Consider the following 21,285-nt stretch of genomic DNA (forward strand, 5'->3'; position numbering starts at 1 on the left):
TAAGGGAAGCCACTTGCTCCACTTGCGATATCCCCAAATGGAGCAGTTGGCGTAAATTAGGAGGGAATGTGCGAAGCGTACCAGGTTTCAGATTTTAAATTCGTAACTCCTGCTTTACCTAAAATCTCCTCCTTCCCATATCTGAAGTTGTCTTTCAGCCGCAACTATGCAATTGAGATATTTGGGTGGATAGAGAAAATGATCGTAAGCTAATGCCATCTGTCTAGCAGCTTCAGTGTATGGCACTCGTCCTATTCCTGTACCCAATCCAGGACAGGCAATGGTGTTAATTTTTTGCCCAGCGTGTTGATTATGCTGGCGAACTGCTAACAGCATCGCCCACATTGCGATATGAGGAATATCTGTCCCAGCAATAATCATGGGAACTCGCATAGTGGGTGTATGAGCCAAAAAAGGATGTTTGTGATGACCTGTTTTCACAATCATAGATGTTCCCACAGGCTGTTCGCCCAAATAATCCTCAAGAATGTGCTGCTGGACTTTTGCCATTAAGGAACGACCGAAAAAACGGATAATTGCCGCATCAATGCCACCATCCATCATGCCGAAAGAGTTAGCAGGGCTGACCATACAATCAAAATCTGGCAACCACTCGAAATAGTTATTCACTATTTCTACATTGGGTAAATAATTAAAATGCTGTTCAAAGGCTGCACACAACAAAGAGTCGGGAGCTACCAATATCAATTTCAAGCTTTTATTTCCTCCGCTTGAATACCTATTTTAAACGTCAGCTAGGGCAATAATCAACGGTTTTTCTGTATTATCAGCCTTGTCTTTTATTTATACTACACATATAATACAAAACGTATTACCACATAAGTGGTGGCTGTTTGTCGCTTAAACAAAAGGAAATTTTATGATTCCCCGAACACGCATCCGAAATATTGGTATCTCTGCCCACATCGACTCTGGTAAAACTACGCTATCAGAGCGAATTCTCTTCTACACGGGCAGAATCCACGCTATTGAGGAAGTGCGGGGAGGCGGTAAGGGTGCAACGATGGATTTTATGCCAGAAGAAAAGCTGCATGGTATAACCATCACTTCCGCTGCTACAACCTGTCAGTGGCACGATACTCAAATTAACTTGATTGATACACCTGGACACGTAGATTTCACAATTGAAGTAGAACGCGCCCTGCGGGTATTGGATGGAGCAGTGATGGTGCTGTGTGCTGTGGCGGGTGTGCAGTCCCAGTCCATTACTGTGGATCGGCAAATGAAGCGCTACCGTGTGCCGCGTTTGGCGTTCATCAACAAAATGGATCGGACGGGAGCAGATCCATTTCGTGTAGTACAAGGAATACGCGATCGCTTGCAACTAAATGCAATGTTGCTCCAGTACCCTATCGGCAGTGAAGATCAATTCCAGGGAGTCATTGACCTGATAGAAATGACTGCTAACTACTTTGAAGGTGAAAACGGGGAAAACTGCGTGAAAAAGCCAATTCCTGAACCTCTTAGGGATGAGGCGCAACAAGCACGGGAGAAACTGCTAGATACTTTGTCGCTGTTCTCAGAACCGATGACCGAGATGCTACTGGCGGGTGAGGAAATTCCCAAAGCATTAATTTGGCAAACCATTCGACAGGCAACCTTGAGTCTAGAATTCACACCTGTACTGCTGGGTTCGGCATTCAAAAATAAAGGAGTGCAAAACTTATTAGATGCAGTTGCACTGTATCTACCATCTCCCGTAGATAGAGAAGTGGTCAAAACCGCAGAGTCGGTGAGTGTCTACCCTAACCCCGATGCTTCCTTGGTAGCATTGGCATTTAAACTCACCGTTGAATCTTTTGGGCAATTGACTTATACCCGGATTTACTCTGGGACACTCAAACCCGGCGATACCGTCTACAACTCACGGACTGAACAGCGAGTGCAAATCGGTCGTTTGGTGAGAATGCACGCCAATAAGCGAGAAGAGGTAAAAGTTGCCGTTGCTGGGGATATTGTGGCTCTGTTGGGTGTGGATTGTGCTTCTGGTGATACATTCTGTTCTGGGGAACCACTGGTATCTCTAGAAAAAATGTTTGTGCCGGAACCAGTGATTACGCTGGCGATTACGCCCAAAAAACAGGAAGATAGCGATCGCCTTTCCAAGGCACTCAATCGCTTTCAAAGGGAAGATCCTACCTTCCGGTTGAGCATCGATCCCGAATCAGGCGCAACTCTAATTTCTGGGATGGGCGAACTCCACTTAGAAATCTATCTCGAACGCATTCAACGAGAATATAATGCTGAGGTCTACGTTGGTAATCCCGCCGTGGCGTACCGCGAAACCATTGCACAACAAGCTACCTTTGACTACCGATTCAAGAAACAATCAGGCGGCCCCGGTCAGTACGCCCATATTACTGGGTGGATTGAACCTACAGATGAGCCGTTTGTCTTTGAGAATCGGGTAGTTGGGGGTGCGATTCCTAAAGAATACATCCCGGCTTGTGAGAAAGGTTGCCGTGAGGCGATGGAATCAGGACAACTGGAAGGCTATCCGGTAACTGGGGTGAAAGTCGTTTTGGATGGTGGTTCTTATCACCCAATTGACTCTTCAGAATTGGCTTTCCGGTCAGCATCTCATCAAGCAATTGAAGGTGCGATCGCTAAAGCCAAACCATACGTCCTGGAACCCATCATGCTTGTAGAGGTGGAAACACCCAACGAGTTTATGGGAAGAGTTCAGGGTGACTTTTCCTCTCGTCGAGGTTTGTTGTTGGGTTCCGAGACAATGCAGGGGTACACGGTGATTCGGGCAGAAGTACCGCTGGCACGAATGTTTGGGTATTCTACAGAATTGCGATCGCTTACTTCTGGTATGGCTACTTTCTCAATGGAATTTGCCTGCTATCGCCAGTCCTAACATCTTGAAGTAGCTTTTAGGGACACAGTTAGGCTGTGTCCCTTTCAATTCGGGAACTCCAAAAAATAAATTATGGAGGATGAGGAAAACAAGCAATTCCCACAGTCATCAAGACAGTTCAGAATGAGCAACAAAACCCTCATATAGAGAGGCGATTTATCGCGTCTTAAAAGACCAATAACCCTTAACTTAACTTTGTGCAATGATATCGAGACTATTACGGTAAATAAAAAAACATTCCGGATTATATCCTACTCATAGCAATAGTCTCGATACCAGAATTGGTAATTACTTCAGAAAATAGTCAATCTATATTTACCGTGTTCCTGTGGATTTTTGGAAGTAATAACTATATAGTATGTATCATCTTCAGGCAACCTAGCTCGGTCAATTAAAGCACTGTAGACACCACTTTTGTCTTTGTCTTTATCAATCGCGATCGTCTGTCCTTTAGAATTTAGCAAAGCTACATAAGGAGAAAACTCTTCATCAACACTATCAACACGAATACTTATCAGCTGATTTTTTCTACCTTGAAAATTAGAAACATTATAAGCGCCTCCATTTTGTTTCAAGGTTGAGCTTTTGGCAGTTAGTTGATCTGATTCATCTAAAGTATAGCTAGCTCTATCATTCCTGAGAGCCAAACTATAGCGGCCTGTATCTCCAGGATCTTGGCTAGTAACTGCAATCTTATAAATACCATTCTTAGGCAGTCGCGCAAAAATAAATGCATCATCACCACCACTGTTTTTATCCAAAGCGCCTTTTTTAACAATGATATTGTTATCAGGATCGTGCAGAAACAACAACGGTTTTAAACTCAAGTTATTGGATCTGCGTGTATCATTACTGCCAATCAGCCTAATTTGAACTAATTGATTTTCTCTGCCCTCAAACTCATAGAAATGAAAATATCTACCTTCAGATTGAAAGTCACCTTTACTCAGAATACCTAATGCAACATCTACAAAGTTAATCTCTTTGTAAGTTGGTGTTGCTGGTGAAGAAATCGCTGAATTATTGAGATTTTGGTTCCCTGTAGCGACATTATAACTTGACTTGCGAACTCTCCCAGAGCCACCATTAGAACGATTGGCGTTTGAGTTAGCAATTCTAGCTCTAGACGATCTAGATGCAGAGCTACCACCATTGGAACGATTAGAATTTGAGTTAGCAGTCCTACGTCTAGATGCTCTAGGAGTAGAGCTATTATCTGAAACCCTGGAAGTTCGCTGAGAAGTTTCTCTATGAGAAGATACACGAGGAGCCTTTTGTACTGGTGACTCAATAGATATCTTCCGTCTTGGAGATATTGATGCCTGAGAAGCAGGAATTTGCTCAATTCCTTTTTTTACAGCTTCTGGTTGTCTCTCATCTGGTGATTTAGCAATTATGAAATCTTGAGAACTTTGAGATTTCACCAAAGCACTTATAGGCAGCACATTACTTGTAATTAACAAACTACAACTCACGCAACCAATTAAAACATGACTTAATTTGCAACGATAGTTTTTGTTGTCTAATAGCATAATTACGCTCCTAATTTTGCTGATAATTTTGTCTCTTTCTGAAAGACAAAATTAATACTAGTTGCTGTTTTAGCCACAGCAGTTATGTAAATGTAAAGGGAAATTTAGCGTATATACTTTAGCGGCTTGCTAAAGGCATCGCCTGTAATCAAATGAATTCGTATATCTTACATACCCAAATGTTTGCCACAATCAAATCTGAAAAATTGTATTTTCAATTTAGACTACTAGAGGAAATCTCAATTTCGTAGGTATATACTGAGCTACAAACTTAAATTGCTGCTTTTCGGAATTTTGCCCAGATATTTTTGTAAACCTGACTAAATTGCTCATACAGATGTAATACACAAGCAGGCCTGACGCCCATCAATTCGTCAAAAGGCATCGCTCAAACACAATTTTTTGCAATTTATCTAAATTGTTCAATACCTGATGAGGTAAGGAAATTGAGGATTTGTATGTTGTCTCAGTGATATTTACTAACAACAGAGATTATACTGCATGACTTAAGATGAATATATACCCCAACTGAAATGGATTCCCAGTATGCTCTGTTGTGTGAATCCCGATTGCCAAAAACCCTTAAATCCTGATAAAAACAACTATTGCCACAGTTGTAGAGCGGAATTGATACCCCTGTTAGGAGGTCGCTATCGTCCCACTCAGGTTTTATCAGACGAGGGTGGATTTGGTAGAACCTATCTAGCCAAAGATATACACAAACTGAATGAATGCTGTGTTGTTAAGCAATTTGCGCCAAAACTTCAGGGAACTGGGCCGCTAACTAAGGCCGTTGAACTATTTAAACAAGAAGCGAGCCGACTGCAAGAACTGGCAGAACATCCACAAATTCCAACTTTATTGGCTTATTTTGAGCAAAATAGCTATCTCTTTTTGGTGCAGCAGTTTATCGATGGGCAAAACTTGCTCAAAGAATCGGAAACGCGGGCAAACTATAACGAAACGGAGATTCGCCAACTTTTGCTAGATTTACTGCCAGTACTGAAGTTTATCCATCTGCGGGGAGTGATTCACCGAGATATCAAGCCACAGAATATTATTCGCCGTCAAAGTGACGGGCGATTAATCCTCATTGATTTTGGAGCTTCCAAACTGTTGACAGCAACAGTGCATACTAGAATGGGCACTGTGATTGGCTCACACGGTTACACTGCACTTGAACAGATGCAAGAGGGAAAAGCTTACCCAGCCAGTGATTTATTCAGTTTGGGGGCTACTTGTTTTCATCTCCTGACTGGGGTTCGCCCATCTCAACTGTGGATACACCAGGGTTATGGTTGGGTTGCATCTTGGCGGCAACATTTAACCAGTTCAGGTAGGGACGGGATTTCTATATCTGTAAAGTTGGGTGAAGTTTTGGATAAGCTGTTGCAATTAGACATCCAAAAGCGTTATCAATCGGCTGATGAAGTCATCAATGACTTGACACCTCAAATACCATCCTTGTCATCAGTGCCCCCAACTATACTGACAACAACATTTGCAGCTCCCCCAGCAAACAAGGTGCTAGTTTCACCAAAATCAAATAACAATCTGAAAAGTCAACTGCTGTTAGGTTCTAGCATTTTAGTGTTGGGATTAGGGGGAGTTTGGTATTTTCAGTCTCGTCCCCAGATAGTCAGCGAGGCTCCTCAACCTATTTCTCAGCCTGTTTCTCAGCCTATTCAGCCCCAAAAAAACGTCTCAGAAAATTCTTATTCACCCAAACCCTTCAAGGGGCATTCTAGTGACGTGAATTCCGTAGCTTTCAGTCCTGATGGTACAACCCTTGGCAGTGCCAGTGATGATAAGACAATCAAGCTATGGAATCTGACAGGTGGACAGGAAATCCGCACTTTAGAAGGACATTCTAATTGGATTTGGACTATAGCTTTCAGTCCTGATAGCAAAATCCTCGCTAGTGGCAGTGCGGACAAGACAATCAAACTGTGGAATGTGGAAACAGGAAAGTTAATCCGCACCTTACAGGGAAATAGCGATGGAGTTACTTCTGTAGCTTTCAGTCCTGATGGCAAAACCCTTGCCAGTGGCAGTGCTAGTAAGGATATGAAAATCAAACTGTGGAATCTGGAGACAGGAAAGTTAATCCGCACCTTAGAGGGACATACCAGTGGTGTTGCATCTGTAGTTTTCAGTCCTGATGGTAAAACCCTTGCCAGCGGTAGCTGGGATAAAACAATTAAATTGTGGAATCTAGGGACAGGAAAGTTAATCCGCACCTTAGAGGGAAATGCAGAGTCGATTCTCTCAGTCGCTTTTGCTCCCGATGGCGTCATCCTTGCCAGTGGCAGTAAAGACAAGACAATTAAATTGTGGAATCTGAAAACAGGAAAGTTAATCCACACCTTAAAAGGACATAATGATAAAGTTAATTCTGTCGCCTTTTTGCGAAGCGTAGGTTCAAATGGTATCACCCTTGTAAGTGGCAGTAGTGACAAGACAATCAAACTTTGGAACCCAGTCACCGGAACGGAAATTCGCACTTTGGAGACAGGTTCTGGATATATTTATGCTGTTGCCATTAGTCCAGATGGACAAACCATTGCCGGTGGTGGAAGTGGTGAAAACATTCTCAAAATTTGGCAGATGATTAATTAAAAATATTTGATAGCGTACATTCAGAATACATTGCGACTTTTTTGGATTCTACCTGAAAAAGAACATTTAGCTGTGCAAAAATACCAAATTAATCTAGCTTCAAAAGATGATATTGGCGAAGACTGTATTATGGTAATATTCTGTACGTGTTTGGGATTATAGCTTGAAAAAAAATCTCAAAATCTATCCTGAAACCTACAAAAGTGGATTAGATAAATTTTCTCCTGTGAAAAAATATCTTTAAATAAAAAGCTATGATTAATATATTTTTTCTACTCGTACTATTTTCTTCAATTTTAGGGCGAATTAAATTTCCAGGAGTAAATATTGGTATTCATTATTTATTACTTCCTATATTTAGTTTGGGAATCATTAGTTTATCTTTAAAATCTATACCAAAAGTTGTTAAAAAACATAAAATAATTATGATATCTATAGGTCTGATGTATTTGTGGATGTGGCTTTCCTCATTAATGAGCAACTTTCCAAATATTGCTATTATTTATAGTCTAAAATACTCAACTTATTACATATTATTTTTTGCTTTTTTAGTATTAACTTTTAAGAATCTAACCGCACCATCTTTAACATTTTATTACCGTTGCATATTATACTTCCTACAGATAATTGCAGGTTTGGGTTTTTTAGAGGTTTTACTTCCTAATAACTGGATTTTTAAATTATTAAAGTTTCCTAGCTTTTATCCTGAGATTGGTTCGATTATGCAAAACCCTAATCAGTTTGGGGTCATAGTCGCCATTGGATTATGTTTAAGCCTGATTTTAGAAAAGCAGAATAAAATTTCTAAAATTGAATTACATATAAGCGAATTCATTTTTATAATTCCCTTAGCATTATCTGCCAGTGGGAATGGTTGGGTAATTTTTATAATTGGGATGTTTCTTTTGCTGATATATAAAATTATTAGTTTGAGAAAAATGATTTATCTAATCAGCTTGTTGTTTTTATTCATTGTAACTGCACCAGTTTCTACACGAAGAATTGGTTTGGCAGATAGTAAAATATTTCCATTAACTAATCTATTCTTAGAAAATTCAAGTTCGGTCAATCCAAATCAAAAAAAAATTCCTACTCTTATGGGAACAGGTTTTTCTAGGTTTCAAATGTGGCAGGCAGCTATTAATGAAACTATTAAAAGACCATTTACTGGTATAGGCATAGGAGTTTTTCCAGACCAGATAGGAGTTAAAGTTTGGGGAAAGAAAAGCTATCACGCACATAATATATTTTTAAATGTGTCAGCAGAGCAAGGAATTCCTGGATTATTGCTATTTACTAATTTTTTAGTGAGAATAGCATTGAAAGTTAAATATGCTAATCCTTTAATTACTGTTCCAATTATTATGTTTTTAGCGTCTCAAATTCCAGATGTGTTTACTGAAGATTATACTTTTACAACTATTGAGTTTTATTTTATAGCAGCGGCTATCAATTCTCGAAAAGATGTTGTCACGCAATTAAAACCTGAAATTATTGAAAATGCCAAAACACTATGAGTGCTAAACCTCGTCTTTACTTAATATTTCCGAATATATTTGATTTCAAGGGAGGTATTCAAGTTTACTCAAAATTTTTGCTGAAAGCTTTACAAGATATATATCCTGAAGCTGATTATAATGTGTTTCTCAAATATGATAAGTATAGTTTAAAACAGCCAGATAAATTGCAGTTTTTAAGTTCAACAATATTTCATTATTTTGGAGATTTACCCAAATTATTGCAACCAATTTTATTTGCCACGAAAATAATTATTTTAGCTATTCTTCAACATCCCGTTATAGTGATTTCCACTCATGTTAACTATGCAATTGTTTGTTATATTGTCAAATTTGTTACTGGAACTCCTTACTGGGTCGTCGCTCATGGCTTAGAAGTTTGGGATATCGAAAATAAGGCAACAAAATTTGCTTTAGAAAAAGCAGATAAAATCATTAGTGTTAGCAATTATACTCGCCAGCGCTTGCTTCAAAATCCAAATATTGATTCAGAAAAAATAGTTATTTTGCCTAATACATTTGATGCTAGTAAGTTTCCAATAAATTCTAAACCTACCTACTTACTCAAACGATATAACTTAACAGATGAACAGCCTGTAATTCTAACAGTAACGCGACTAGGAAGCACGGCCAAATACAAGGGTTATGACCAAATCCTTCATGCTTTAGTTAAAGTGCGATCGCATCTTCCTAATGTTCACTTTATTCTTGCAGGGAAAGGAGATGATATACCTCGAATTAAAATTTTAGTTACCAACTTAAATCTCCAAGATTGTGTGACAATTGCCGGATTTGTTCCAGATAAAGAATTGTGCGATCATTACAATCTCTGCGATGTTTTTGCTCTGCCTAGTAAAGGAGAAGGATTTGGGATTGTTTTTCTAGAAGCTTTAGCTTGTGGTAAACCTGTATTGGCAGGTAATCAAGATGGTTCTATAGATCCCTTGGCTGAGGGGAAGTTGGGATGTTTGGTCGATCCTGATAATGTTGAAGAAATTGCCGATAATCTAATTCAAATCCTGCAAGGTGATTGCTCTAATCCAGTAATTTACCAACCAGAATACTTACAACAAAAAACTATTCAAACTTTTGATTTTAGCCAGTTTCGGGAAAGTTTAGCAAAGTTAATTAGTAGTAATTAGTTACAATTTAATAAAATTTGGTAAAAAAATGGACGATTCAGTATTTGTTATATTTCTTGCCTTTGGATTTATTTGGGTTTTGATGGGAGTTGTAGGTTGGATTGCATTTCTCAAATCTGAGGGTGAGGAAATTAAGTTTGGTAAGTGGGGACTTATAGTTGCTATTCCAATCTTAATACCAATAATTGTTACTCTGATTATTGGTGTATTTTATCATTAAAAAAGAATTCAGAAGTCAGAATTCAGGAGTCAGAATCAATCAGTGGGGGATTCAGACCCACCACTGATTGAAAACCACCCTTACGGGTTCGCCAGTTACTCATGGGGGAAACCCCCAAGATCGTACTGGCTCACCAAATTTTCTTGTTTTGTGGGGGACTTAAACCCACTTATTCAGGAGCCAGTCGCGCAGAATTCAATTCTGAATTCTGGCTCCTGACTCCTGAATTCTTTCTTTTTAAAAACTCACTAAAATCTATGTTTTTTACTTTTGCATCGCACCTCTAACCAAAATGACTGTACTTTCAACACCAGAGGCGATCGCTTCGGGAATATTACCTTGAATCGCTTGCTGTAGCAATCCCTCGCGGGAAGCTCCCAAAACTACAACGTCGTAACCTTCTGTTTTCACTAGATTAATCACACCTTCTGCGACTGAATTAGCTTGCACCGGGAGAGCAACTACAGTACTCGACAATTTGCGGCGACGCATCAAACGGCGGATGGCTTGTTCTGAAATTGACATATCTGGTTTGAGTTCAGATGGCTTAAACACCTGTGTCAGGCGAATTTTCGGATCGTTTCCCAATGTAATTAAAGCCGGTAGCAATTTAATTGCCAGTGGGGAATTGGGGCCACCAGCCACTGGAACTAGCCAACGGTTGAACTGGGGACTGGGAATCGAGGATTGAGTAGTGCCTAATTTTACTAGTACAACTTCGCAGGTGGCTTGGCGAATTATGATGTCAACAACGCTACCAAAAATCCGACCAGGGGTAGATGTGTTACCTTTCCATCCCATTAAAATTAGGTCGATGTGTTGTTCGTTGATTGTCTCCAAAATTGCCTGCGCCACATCGTGGGTAACTCGAATCTGCGTGTGTAAAGGAATTTTCCACTTTTTTGCTAATACTTCTGCCTGTCGTAGCAAGCGGCGGCTTTTTGCCGTTCTTACCTGTGTTTCTGATGGGGAACTGTGGCGGGGTATCAGCATCACTTGCACGCAATCTATTTCATAATGGCGATCGCGGGCAATAGCTGCTGCCATTTGTAATAAAACACCTGCTGTTTCGGGATTTGCTACGGGTACTAATAATCTACCTCTACCAGTGCTGGGCGATCGCGTCTGGTAAACTATGTATGAAGGTTCTGGTCGCAGTTTCGGTGTCGCATTCTCGCCATTGAGATGATCTGCTTCCGCCCGAATAATATCTGCACGGGTAATAATCCCAATCAGTTTTCGTCTATCTACCACAGGTAAGCGACTGATTTGATGGCGATCGAGTAAATATAGTACATTACTGAGGGTGTGAATTGGTGATACTGTCATCGGGACAGATGTCATAATTTCTTTTAAGAAAATATCGGCTAGATTGCGATCGTGAAATGTGTGGTTTGTACTCTCGCGGATTTTTAACAAGTCTGATTGCGTTACAATCCCCACTAACTTGCTATCTTCTACCACAGGGAAACCGCGATGATGGGAACGAGCAAAAGCTTGCATTGCTTCTTCCAAGGTCATCTCTGCATCTAGAGTTTCTACCCGTTCTTGCATCACATCTTTTGCAGTTAACTTGCTTAATGCTCCTTCCATCGCAACTTCTTTGGTGAGAGTAATCCCTTTTAACTCCAAAAGTTTCTCATAAAGCGAACCAGGCACTACTTTATCCGCAACCAGATAAGCAGCGACAGAAACAATCATCAAAGGTAGTACCAGATTGAAATCTGTAGTCATCTCAAAGACAATCACAATGGCTGTGATTGGCACTTTGGAAACGGCGCTAAAAAATCCACCCATACCCGCTAGGGCGTAAGTCGTAGGAGAACCAACTCCAGTGATATATAACTCAGATACACCGATGATGTGTCCTAAGCAAGAACCCAAAATCAGACTGGGAGCGAATAATCCCCCCGGCGCTCCCGAACCAAATGCGATCAGTGTGAGGATAAACTGGGCCGCAAAGGCGATCGCTGCGACGCTAGGATGGGAATTTCCAGTAATTAATGACTCCCGTAATCCCGTATTATCACGGAAAGAGGGAGGAAGCAGGGCCACGACAATACCAGAGATAAATCCAGCTAAAGCTACACGCAAGGGCAAACTAATGTGTAATCTTTCGTAAAATTTAATACTAAAGATAATACCGCGATTAAACAATGCACCAAACAAGCCTGCCAAAATACCTAACAGGATGAAAAAGGGAATTTCTGGGATAGAAAATTGGCTGGAAGATTTTACTAATTGCAAGTTAAGGTCAAGAGAGCCACCACCCAGAAGTCGGGATATCACGCCACCAATAAAGGAGGCGATAATCGCAGTTCCGAGAGTCAATCCTGATAAATCTTGGAGTAATTCTTCAACGATAAATAATACACCTGCGATCGGGGCATTGAAAGCAGCAGCCAAACCGGCACCTGCACCAGCTGCAATCATCTGCCGTCGATGATCTGGGGAAGTGGGAACCCAACGACTCATCCCTGCTGCCAAACCTGCCCCCACTTGGACAGTAGGGCCTTGCCGTCCCAAAGTCATGCCAGAACCGATGGCGACGATCGCACTGAGTAACTTCACACCTGCTACCCGCCAAGATAATGTCACAGGCACATTGGCCAGAGATGCTTTGACTTGTGGAATACCGCTACCAGAAGCCTCTGGTGCTAATCTATCCACCAACCATCCAGCCAGAAATCCCAGGACAAGACCAATTGCAGGTAGTACCAGCCATGTCGGCAAAAGGTGGGTAGTATGCACTCGCCATGTCCCCAGCCATCCCGATCCGACTTTCAGAAATACCGCAGATAAGGCAGCAACCAGACCGATAATACAGGCTTCGGCGATCGCTAAACCTCTTCTAGGCTGCCACCAGGTGCGAAAACGCTGATTCATACCAGTTTTGGATTTTAAATTTTGGACTTCGACTTCTCTACAAGACGCACTCGCGTTCGTTCAGTCGAACGATTTTTGATTACAAATCTTGACTAAAAAGCTGTTCGGTGGAATCTTCAGAGGATGTTTAAAAGTCGTTGGCAAAATATAATTCGCTACCACACAAGCACAGTCCCCACTTACGAATTACGAATTACGAATTACGAATTACGAATTACGAATTACGAATTATTTAATTGCTTCTTCCCGTAGTAGATAGCCCTTCTACGATCAGAGACGGAGTATAACAAGAACCATTCCAATCAACATCGTTGCCTAGTGTAACCAATTGCTTCAGGGCTGTGTAAACATTACCTGCAACCATCGTATCCTTAACACGCCCAATTACTTGACCATTTTGGACGCGGTAGCCTAAATCGACGTTGATCGAAAAATCTCCAGAAATACTGCCGCCACCACCCAACATTTGATCGACAATCAAGCCATCATCTAGTTGTTGAATCAAATCTGGTAGTGATGCCGTTCCGGGCTGGATGAGAAAATTAAATAAACCAGGGGTAGGATAGCTACCTAAACCAGGGCGAAAACCATTTCCAGTGGTATTAGTACCTAGTTGGGAGCCAGTGGTGCGATCGCTATAGAAATGTTGTAAAGTCCCGTTTTGGATAAATACTAGAGATTGAGTCGGAGTGCCTTCATCATCAAAAGGACAGCTGTAAGGGCCAGCTTCAGGATCTTGGTAGATGGTGAGACTAGGTGCAACTACTTCCTTACCCAAACGTTCTGCCCAAGGTGAAGCTGCTTCTAAAACTCGCTTGCCATTCAAAGCGGCTTGTACAGTACCCCAAAGCATATCGGCGGCTTTAGAAGTAAACAAAATCGGCACACGACCAATAGGAGGTGAAATATTTTCACTAGACCAAATTAACCGTTGTAAAATTTGATTAGCTAATCTCTCTGAGTCGAGTTCCCCCCGATTGGTTTGACCATCAGAAACACTTAAAAAATCATCACCACGCACCCATTCTGCTGATATATAGCAGCTGAGGGTAGTGTCTGTATAGTGACAATCTAAACCTTTAGTGTTGACTAATCTGGTGGTTTCAATATCACATTCCCAGTCACCATTGCATACAACATCGGGATAGGCATCACGGATGAGTGCGATCGCTTCCTTGCCCCAGTCCACCAAAACCTCTATCGGGAAACTTTCTCCTAAATCGGGGTAGTCAGGCTGAAAGTTAGAGCCTAATTCTACAATTTCCGGTTGATTTAGTTGACTCAAAGCCAGAGCTTTTTCTACCATTACTTCGGCTAAGACAGAACCGTAAGCTACCGTTAGTCCCGGACGCCCGTTTCGCCAAAGCCTTAGTGCTGTGCCTTCAGATTGGTTAGTTTCTAGCTGTTTGAGTCGGTTTGCCTCAAAAAACACGGGACGAGAAAGCGATCGCGATTGATACACTTCAGCAGCTTCTGCTCCAGATTTTATAGCTAGTTCCAGCAACTGTTCGGCTAGTGTATCTTGTGACAAATTTTCAGAACCCATGACCCTTAGTGAATTGTGGATTTTGAACCGCATATCAACGCTATCTTTTGAGAAGTGCGATGTCTACGACGGGCTACGCCTACGCACTTTCCAGTGATGAACGCAGATAACTATCCAAAAATCATCAATGTTTCTTTACAGTTACGATTTGAAACCGCAGATCGACACTGATGGACGCAGTTAATTATCCCAAATCATTGTCATGTCTCAACGGATCTGGTCATTTGTCATTTGTCATTTGTCATTTGTCATTGGTCATTGGTCATTGGTCATTAGTTATTCTCCCCTGCCCCCTGCCCCCTGCCCCCTGCCCATTTTCACAGATTAACCTCCTGCAACAGCCAAAAACCAGCAAAAGATTCTGCTTTGGGATCGGACTGTACGCCGATAAAATGTACTCCATTCGCTTTTTGCTTGGCTGCTTCAAAACCTTTGGCTTCTGCTAAAATTTGAGGTTTTTTGATATTTGCCACAATCCAGCTTTCAGTTACACCAGTTTCTAAAAGCAATCTCGCCTCTTCGCTAGCGTCAAATTTTAAGAAAGCTAACTCCAAACCAGACATCCAGCCAGCCAAGGGCAACGCTCTCGATGAGAAAATCAAAATACCAGGAATACGGGCTTCGGGTGAAACTTTCGCTAACTCTAAAGGGAAAGCTTCACCGAAGCCAATTTCCCACTCTGGCATATCAGCAAAATCCGCAGCATCTAAGGTAACAAATACCCATTGTTGTCCTTCCAAAGCATCTGGTAAACGTTGCGGCAAAGGTTTCTCTAAGCGGACTGAGGGATTAGTTCCCTCTTGATACCCTGTCTCTTGAGGATACACTTCTTCCATCCGCTGTTCTAACCATTGATTGAGAACTAAAGTCCGGCGGCTAGGCTGGGCGGGAATACCCAAATCTTGGCAAGCTTTAGTAATCATATTGTTCATTTGGCGGCGGAAAAAGCGGATTTTAATTGGTGCTTTTCCAGCTTGGTTAATAGCCTCCTGCAATGCTGTCCGCAACCAGACCGAATTTACCTGGGTACTGGGACAATATTGAGCATAGCGAAACAAAGAGTCTACTTTTGCGCCGATATCCAAGGGGCTTTCGCAGACTAAGACTTCCCAAACTTTTTTTTGATTAGCGTCCAAAATCGGACGAGAGTAAAAATCGATTTCCCAAATACTGCCCATGTTTTGCGGTAAAAATCTGGCTGTTATGTTTTCCTGATATCTCGATCATACGAGTGTTGGGGCAGCAGGGGAATAAGGGAGTTGAGAGTGGGGAGTCGGGGCAAGGGGGATGAACGAGTCTTTGAGGTGGATAATATAAATACTAAGCATGTCAGACTTAGAAGTTTTATATCCTTGACGCTTTAAACTTGGAAAAAATGCAACAACAGTACAGTAAGTACAGTACCCCGGCGATCGCATGGAATTAGCCAAGAGTAATTAAGATAATGCTAAAAGACATTTCAGAGGTAGATGGATGCAACTAGAAGATTATTTTGAGTTTTTAGACCCAGATGACATCCGGATCAAAGGTCATCGTATTGGTATTGATAATGTGATTCAATATTACTTGCAAGGATATTCACCAGAGGAAATTATAAACGAATTACCTTCCCTGAATTTGGAGAAAATTTACGCTACGCTTACCTACTATCTGCATAATCGTGTTGAAATAGATGCTTATATGTTGCGGCTAGCAAAGTGGCGAGAACAGCGCTATCAAGAATCATTAGCTAATCCTTCACCTTTGATGCAACGTTTAAGAGTATTAAAGGCGCAACGTGAGCAGGAGTTACTAAACTCTTGGTGAAGGTACGTTTTCTCATTGATGAAAATTTGTCGCCCAAACTGAAGATAGCTGTTTTGCGCTTCAATCCGGCAATAGATATTCTGCGCATAGGCGATGCCGAAGCACCACCATTAGGTACGCTTGACCCAGATATCCTGCGCTACCTAGAATTATCCCAACGAATATTGGTTACAGACAACCGCAAAAGTATGCCCCAACATCTGGAAGAACACTGGGGAGATGGAGGACATATTTGGGGACTAGTTTGGTTGCGTTCCAGTGGGAACCTGAGTCTTTGGGCAGAAACAATTTATTTGATTTGGGAAACGACTGAGGCAGAAGAGTGGATTGATAGATTGGATTGGATTCCACTTTAAAAATTTGGCGTTGCTAAATTGAAAGTATCTCCCTCATTTCCCACGGTCGATCCAAACACCTCTAAGTCCAGCTGCTTTAGCTGCATGATAATCTTCTACAATGCTATCGCCGATATGCCACGCCGCCTCTGGAGAACATTTATGTTTGTCTAAGGCAATGGCAAAAATTTGCGGGTCGGGTTTAGCTGCACGTACCTGTGTAGAAATGGTGACGGAGGTAAAAAACTCTCTCAATCCCAAACTTTGCAATACTGAGTAAATCCGAGAATCAAAATTGGACAGCACCCCTAAGCTAACTCCCAACCGCCGCCAGTTGATTAAAGCTGGTAAAACATCGGGATAGACAAACCACGGTTCGCCAGTGCCAAAGTGAATGTAAAGTTCGCTAAAAAAAGCCGAAAAGTCAGAAAATTCCTTGAGAACACCTGCCCTTTCAAAAGTGTTCAGAGCAATTATCCGCCACCAATCAAACTCACGCTGGGGAATATCTTGCAGTTCTGCATCTGGAAATATCGGCGGTGGCGCTGCTTTAAAGCTTTGGATGAAAGCTGTATTCAATGTTTCGCCTGAAACTGTAACGCCAAATTCCTGGGCGATCTGACTATAAACTTCGCCCACACTACCTTTGACATCGAAGAGTGTACCCACAGCATCTAAAAAAATAACTTTCGGTTGTTCCATTAAAGTTTGAAAATTTTGAATGTTGAATTTTAGATTTTGGCTTGTTCAAAGCTTCTGTGGGTAGAGTCTAGCATCTGCTAAGTAGATTGGCGGAAATTAAACAAATCATGTAAGAATTCAGAATCCAGAATCCAGAAGTTAAAATTAAGAAGACTTTGATACCCAAACTTAATAATTTTAATAAAATCAAGAAGTTCTTACACGCTTGATTTTACAATTATTCTGGCTCCTGACTCCTGACTCCTGAATTCTTACCAAATCATCGTAAATGTATTGGTTTTTTTACCAATGCTCAATTCCCAATTCCCAACCTTGAAAGTTACCGAGAAAGTGTTTCTATAATCGGACGGAATAGCCAATTAAAACCAACTTTCAGCTGATGGTCTAAAGTTGGCAATCTATATAAATAAGCAGCACGGCGAGCGACGTATGCTAAGGGGCCATCTAGTTTAATTCCTAAACCAGTGAGAGTGGCGTTGTCTATTCCTAGTGCCATCATTTCTCCTAACTGTTGGTAGTGGAAGGGAAGGAGGGGGCGATTAGTCAGAGTTGCCCAGATATTCCAAGCAGTATAATCAGCTTGTTGAAAAGCCGCTTGTGCCGTAGCGGGGACTTGCTGTCCTTCAGCATCATGACAATCTGCTAAATCTCCCAAGGCAAAGATTTCTGGACAATCGAGGACTTGCAAATTGGATGTAGTGGTGATTTGACCGCGCTGATTTTGCTTGAGAGGAAGAGATTTTACTACGGGCGGAACCTTAGTTCCTACAGTCCAAATTACCAAATCCACGGGAATCGTGTCTAACTGGTTTTTGTACTCTAGGGAAATGCTATTTTGCTCGATTGATTCTACTTTGGTTTCTAAGTCAATAAATACACCACGGGCATTTAATGCTTTCTTTGCTGCTTCCCGATTAAACTCTGGGGAAGTTCGCAAAATTTGGTCGGCGATTTCAACGATCCGAAAGCGTCCTCTTTCGCCTAGTCTGTCAGCTAACTTACAAGCTAACTCTACACCACTGTAGCCAGCCCCAACGATCGCTACCCGAATTTTATCAGCATCGGATTCTTCTAAAAATCGCAGGCGTTCTTCTAAACGATAAGCATCAGAGATGGTGCGGAATGTGTAGGCGTAGGCTGCCGCACCAGGAACTAAATCTAGCGGTGTCTCACCTCCTAGCGCTAACACTAATCGGTCATAAGGGATTTCCGGGCCTTCTTGGATATTTACCCGTTGCTGGTCGATGTCAATTCCAGACACAACGCCTTGATAAAAACGCACTCCTGTGCCTTGTAAAAGTTCTTCAAAGGGTGGGGCAATTTCCCAAGTTTGCAGTTCGCCAGTGAGTAATTCGTAAAGTAAAGGAGAGAATAGGAAGCGATCGCTTTGATCTATTAGAACAATTTCGGGTTTTTGCGTAGATTCCCAAGGTAATTGACTTAACCGCAAGGCTGTGTAGAGACCACCAAAGCCTCCACCAAGGATACAAATTCTAGAAGTTTGTTCAGTCATCTATTCTATGTTATGGAACAATCAATATTAATTAGGCATCTAACTTCAGGGTAACTGAAAGTTTAGGTTTCAAAACCCTCCATTTGTATGAATGGTTTTAACATCAGTAACTCAACACTGCTTCGGTGAGACAAAAGGTGGATTAACGAGTCTTTAATATGGATTCATCCAGTTCAAAGGTGGATGAACGAGTCTTTGATATGGATTCATCCAGTTCAAAGGTGGATGAACGAGATTCTAACTCTCCTTCATCCCCAATCCCTAATTCCCACTCACTGAGACAACCGCCAAATCTTAATAGTATTATCTTCACTACCGCTAACAAGGGTTTTGCCATCAGGAGTGAAGGTAACAGATGTGACGGTGTTGGTGTGCCCTGCTAATGTGAGAATTTCTTCTCCTGTAGCTGTATTCCACAGTTTGATAGTGCGATCGCGGCTACCACTAGCAACAATTTTACCATCAGTACTGAAGGCTACGGATGTGACAGTATTGCTATGTCCCGCTAAGGTGCGAAGTTCTCTTCCCGTAGCTAAATTCCAAAGTTTAATGGTGCGATCGCGGCTAGCACTGGCTAAAGTTTTACCATTTGGGCTAATAGCCACAGTTGTCACTGTTTGAGAATTCCCTTCTAGTGTACGGATTGGGTATCCCTTTGCTAAATTCCAGATTTTGATCGTCTTGTCAAAACTGCCACTGGCAAGAATCACACCATTAGGACTAATAGCCACTGACCGCACCCAGAATGTATGCCCTGCTAGTGTCCGAATTTGCTCTCCTGTTGCCAAATCCCAGATTTTAATCGTGTTGTCATCACTAGCACTAACTAAAGTCTCGCTATCAGCACTGATGGCTAGGGCATGAACTGAGTTAGAATGCCCTATAAGAGTGCGAATTTGTTTTCGCGTTGCCAAATTCCAGATTTTAATCGTGTTGTCATCACTAGCACTAACTAGAAGTTTGCCATCTGGACTAATGACTACGACATTCACCTGCTGAAAATGCCCTTTGAGTGAAGCGATTAGTTTTCCGGTTGCAAGATTCCAAAGTTTGATCGTGCCATCGTCGCCACTGCTGGCTATAGTTTTACCATCGGGACTGATGGCGACAGATAAAACTGAGTTTTCGTGTCCTTGGAGGGTGTTAGCTAAGGAAACTTTACCCAAGCTAATCTGACTCAAAATCGCATCATTTTTACTAGGACTATTTTGTTGCATCAACCTAGAGACCAAACTGGTTTGAATCCGGCGAAAATGTTTATACCAAGATTCGCTGAATCCAAATAACAGAATGAAAGCACTTACCAAGATTAAAATTCTTAGTAAGGGATAGCTTTTTGGTAAAGCTGGTGCTTTAGTTGGTGGTAATTTCCCAGATGACTTACCCGCAGGTGGCAGTGCGAGGAGTTGTTTTGGAGTCAAGTCTCTCAGGACTTCTTCGGCTGACTGGTAACGTTCCTGGATATCTTTTTTCAAAAGCTTGTCGATGACAAAATCCAACTCAGGATTTAATGGACTCCGCAAATATTCCCGCCAATTACTTACCCAAGCGTACCCAGATTCCATCCACAACTGAAATGGGGAATTTCCCGTTAGCAGATGAAAGCAGGTAGCCCCCACACCGAACAAGTCGCTGGCGGGGAAAGCTTTGCCATCTCTAATTTGTTCTAGGGGAGAATAGCCATGCGAACCAATGGATGTGCCAGATTTCTGCTGAACTTTGGCGGTAAATTGCTTTGAGGAGCCAAAATCAATCAAACTTAATCGCCCATCATTTTTATTGCGGATAATATTTTCTGGCTTGATGTCTCGGTGAATAATTTTGCGATCGTGGATAAATTTTAGGATGGGTAGTAAATCTAACAAAATAGATTGAATGTCTCTAGCGTTATAAGCCTTGCGCTGTTGTAACTCCTTTAACAAATTATCTCCATTAATAAACTGCTGCACCAAATATAGGCAGCCGTCTTGCTCAAAATAAGCTATCAAAGTCGGAATTTGGGGATGTTCCCCCAGGTCTTGTAGTCGCTGCGCTTCTTCGGCGAACAACTCCATCGCCTTTTTTTGCGACCAAGTTCCTTGGAATTTTGGAGCTAATTGCTTAATAACACAGCGTTCATTGAGTTTATCTACGTCTTCTGATAGATAGGTTCTGCCAAATCCCCCCTCATCTGAAAGGACTCGGATCACACGAAAGCGATTTCTTAAAAGTGACACCAGCGGGGTGCTACAACTTTGGCAAAACTTCTTTCCATTGGGATTCAGGGGATTTGAGCAATCGGGATTTAAGCAGCAGATCATGATCTGACAGGCGCGACTGCATGACAACTTAGGCTAAGTTTGTCCCGAACTTTCCCTTAAAATAATTGACTCTCGCTTACTTGTGGTAGATAAACCCTGTTCTGGGGATTGGGGAATTACTTATATAGTTAGCTTTTGTAAATAGTAGTCAGTCTTCCTCATCTGTGGAAAACTACGAGAGCCATAAGATTAATTATTCTATCGATTATATAATAATCTAAATAAAAATATTTTTAGGAACTTTTAAACCTCGTAATTTTGCTTGTATCTTAGCAAGCGACAA

General features: G+C 41.6%; 15 protein-coding genes. 7 read left to right on the top strand and 8 right to left on the bottom strand.

Annotated elements, in window-relative coordinates; genetic code table 11:
• Positions 1-114: 114 nt before the first annotated feature.
• Complete coding sequence (locus RM368_RS04475) at positions 115-714, bottom strand: macro domain-containing protein (protein ID WP_322692935.1); 600 nt, start codon at positions 712-714, stop codon at positions 115-117.
• Positions 715-880: 166 nt separating this feature from the next.
• Here RM368_RS04475 and fusA point away from each other — a divergent pair, with 166 nt between their 5' ends.
• Positions 881-2,884, top strand: coding sequence for an elongation factor G (gene fusA / locus RM368_RS04480; RefSeq protein ID WP_322692936.1), 2,004 nt, complete (start codon positions 881-883; stop codon positions 2,882-2,884).
• Positions 2,885-3,177: 293 nt separating this feature from the next.
• Here fusA and RM368_RS04485 read toward each other — a convergent pair whose 3' ends face one another.
• Positions 3,178-4,416: a peptidase gene (locus RM368_RS04485; RefSeq protein ID WP_322692937.1), complete on the bottom strand. Its 1,239-nt coding sequence runs from the start codon at positions 4,414-4,416 to the stop codon at positions 3,178-3,180.
• 546 nt (positions 4,417-4,962) lie between these two features.
• On the opposite strand from RM368_RS04485, the gene RM368_RS04490 reads away from it, so the two are divergent.
• From RM368_RS04490 to RM368_RS04505, 4 genes are all read left to right on the top strand, one after another.
• A complete protein-coding gene (locus tag RM368_RS04490; protein WP_322692938.1) occupies positions 4,963-7,035 on the top strand; it encodes a serine/threonine-protein kinase in 2,073 nt (690 codons plus the stop codon).
• 254 nt (positions 7,036-7,289) lie between these two features.
• The gene (locus RM368_RS04495; RefSeq protein ID WP_322692939.1) at positions 7,290-8,552 is read left to right on the top strand and encodes an O-antigen ligase family protein; all 1,263 of its coding nucleotides are present in this window, start codon (positions 7,290-7,292) and stop codon (positions 8,550-8,552) included.
• Positions 8,549-9,694 carry a glycosyltransferase family 4 protein gene (locus tag RM368_RS04500; RefSeq protein ID WP_322692940.1) on the top strand — a complete coding sequence of 382 codons (1,146 nt, stop codon included), beginning with the start codon at positions 8,549-8,551 and terminating at the stop codon, positions 9,692-9,694. Before RM368_RS04495 ends, RM368_RS04500 begins: the two co-directional genes overlap by 4 nt.
• A gap of 28 nt (positions 9,695-9,722) precedes the next feature.
• The gene (locus RM368_RS04505; RefSeq protein ID WP_322688365.1) at positions 9,723-9,914 is read left to right on the top strand and encodes a hypothetical protein; all 192 of its coding nucleotides are present in this window, start codon (positions 9,723-9,725) and stop codon (positions 9,912-9,914) included.
• Positions 9,915-10,178: 264 nt separating this feature from the next.
• On the opposite strand, the gene RM368_RS04510 is transcribed toward RM368_RS04505, so the two are convergent.
• From RM368_RS04510 to RM368_RS04520, 3 genes are all read right to left on the bottom strand, one after another.
• The gene (locus tag RM368_RS04510; RefSeq protein WP_322692941.1) at positions 10,179-12,800 is read right to left on the bottom strand and encodes a chloride channel protein; all 2,622 of its coding nucleotides are present in this window, start codon (positions 12,798-12,800) and stop codon (positions 10,179-10,181) included.
• A 232-nt stretch (positions 12,801-13,032) separates the two neighbouring features.
• The gene (locus RM368_RS04515; RefSeq protein ID WP_322692942.1) at positions 13,033-14,346 is read right to left on the bottom strand and encodes a TldD/PmbA family protein; all 1,314 of its coding nucleotides are present in this window, start codon (positions 14,344-14,346) and stop codon (positions 13,033-13,035) included.
• A gap of 317 nt (positions 14,347-14,663) precedes the next feature.
• Complete coding sequence (locus tag RM368_RS04520) at positions 14,664-15,524, bottom strand: Tab2/Atab2 family RNA-binding protein (RefSeq protein ID WP_322692943.1); 861 nt, start codon at positions 15,522-15,524, stop codon at positions 14,664-14,666.
• Between the two features lie 295 nt (positions 15,525-15,819).
• On the opposite strand from RM368_RS04520, the gene RM368_RS04525 reads away from it, so the two are divergent.
• Positions 15,820-16,152 (top strand): DUF433 domain-containing protein, encoded by a 333-nt coding sequence (locus tag RM368_RS04525; RefSeq protein ID WP_322692944.1) that lies wholly within the window; start codon positions 15,820-15,822, stop codon positions 16,150-16,152.
• A complete protein-coding gene (locus RM368_RS04530) occupies positions 16,149-16,508 on the top strand; it encodes a DUF5615 family PIN-like protein (RefSeq protein ID WP_322693028.1) in 360 nt (119 codons plus the stop codon). The genes RM368_RS04525 and RM368_RS04530 overlap by 4 nt, the downstream gene beginning before the upstream one ends.
• A 33-nt stretch (positions 16,509-16,541) precedes the next feature.
• Here RM368_RS04530 and RM368_RS04535 read toward each other — a convergent pair whose 3' ends face one another.
• The 3 genes from RM368_RS04535 to RM368_RS04545 all read right to left on the bottom strand — a co-directional run bounded on the left by RM368_RS04535 (position 16,542) and on the right by RM368_RS04545 (position 21,002).
• Complete coding sequence (locus RM368_RS04535) at positions 16,542-17,189, bottom strand: HAD family hydrolase (RefSeq protein ID WP_322692945.1); 648 nt, start codon at positions 17,187-17,189, stop codon at positions 16,542-16,544.
• Between the two features lie 319 nt (positions 17,190-17,508).
• Entirely contained in the window at positions 17,509-18,702 is a 1,194-nt protein-coding gene (locus RM368_RS04540; RefSeq protein WP_322692946.1) for an NAD(P)/FAD-dependent oxidoreductase, read from the bottom strand.
• A gap of 272 nt (positions 18,703-18,974) precedes the next feature.
• On the bottom strand, positions 18,975-21,002 hold the full coding sequence (locus tag RM368_RS04545) for a serine/threonine-protein kinase (RefSeq protein WP_322692947.1): 2,028 nt from the start codon (positions 21,000-21,002) through the stop codon (positions 18,975-18,977).
• Between the last annotated feature and the right edge of the window lie 283 nt (positions 21,003-21,285).

The organism is Nostoc sp. DedSLP03, from assembly GCF_034530815.1.
GTDB lineage: Bacteria > Cyanobacteriota > Cyanobacteriia > Cyanobacteriales > Nostocaceae > Nostoc.

Bases quoted from the DNA above. Each gene is read 5' to 3' on its own strand.
- RM368_RS04515 (WP_322692942.1), bottom strand. From the start codon at position 14,346: ATGGGTTCTGAAAATTTGTCACAAGATACACTAGCCGAACAGTTGCTG.
- RM368_RS04525 (WP_322692944.1), top strand. From the start codon at position 15,820: ATGCAACTAGAAGATTATTTTGAGTTTTTAGACCCAGATGACATCCGG.
- RM368_RS04485 (WP_322692937.1), bottom strand. From the start codon at position 4,416: ATGCTATTAGACAACAAAAACTATCGTTGCAAATTAAGTCATGTTTTA.
- RM368_RS04510 (WP_322692941.1), bottom strand. From the start codon at position 12,800: ATGAATCAGCGTTTTCGCACCTGGTGGCAGCCTAGAAGAGGTTTAGCG.
- RM368_RS04495 (WP_322692939.1), top strand. From the start codon at position 7,290: ATGATTAATATATTTTTTCTACTCGTACTATTTTCTTCAATTTTAGGG.
- RM368_RS04535 (WP_322692945.1), bottom strand. From the start codon at position 17,189: ATGGAACAACCGAAAGTTATTTTTTTAGATGCTGTGGGTACACTCTTC.
- RM368_RS04545 (WP_322692947.1), bottom strand. From the start codon at position 21,002: ATGATCTGCTGCTTAAATCCCGATTGCTCAAATCCCCTGAATCCCAAT.
- RM368_RS04540 (WP_322692946.1), bottom strand. From the start codon at position 18,702: ATGACTGAACAAACTTCTAGAATTTGTATCCTTGGTGGAGGCTTTGGT.
- RM368_RS04520 (WP_322692943.1), bottom strand. From the start codon at position 15,524: ATGGGCAGTATTTGGGAAATCGATTTTTACTCTCGTCCGATTTTGGAC.
- RM368_RS04505 (WP_322688365.1), top strand. From the start codon at position 9,723: ATGGACGATTCAGTATTTGTTATATTTCTTGCCTTTGGATTTATTTGG.
- RM368_RS04490 (WP_322692938.1), top strand. From the start codon at position 4,963: ATGCTCTGTTGTGTGAATCCCGATTGCCAAAAACCCTTAAATCCTGAT.
- fusA (WP_322692936.1), top strand. From the start codon at position 881: ATGATTCCCCGAACACGCATCCGAAATATTGGTATCTCTGCCCACATC.
- RM368_RS04500 (WP_322692940.1), top strand. From the start codon at position 8,549: ATGAGTGCTAAACCTCGTCTTTACTTAATATTTCCGAATATATTTGAT.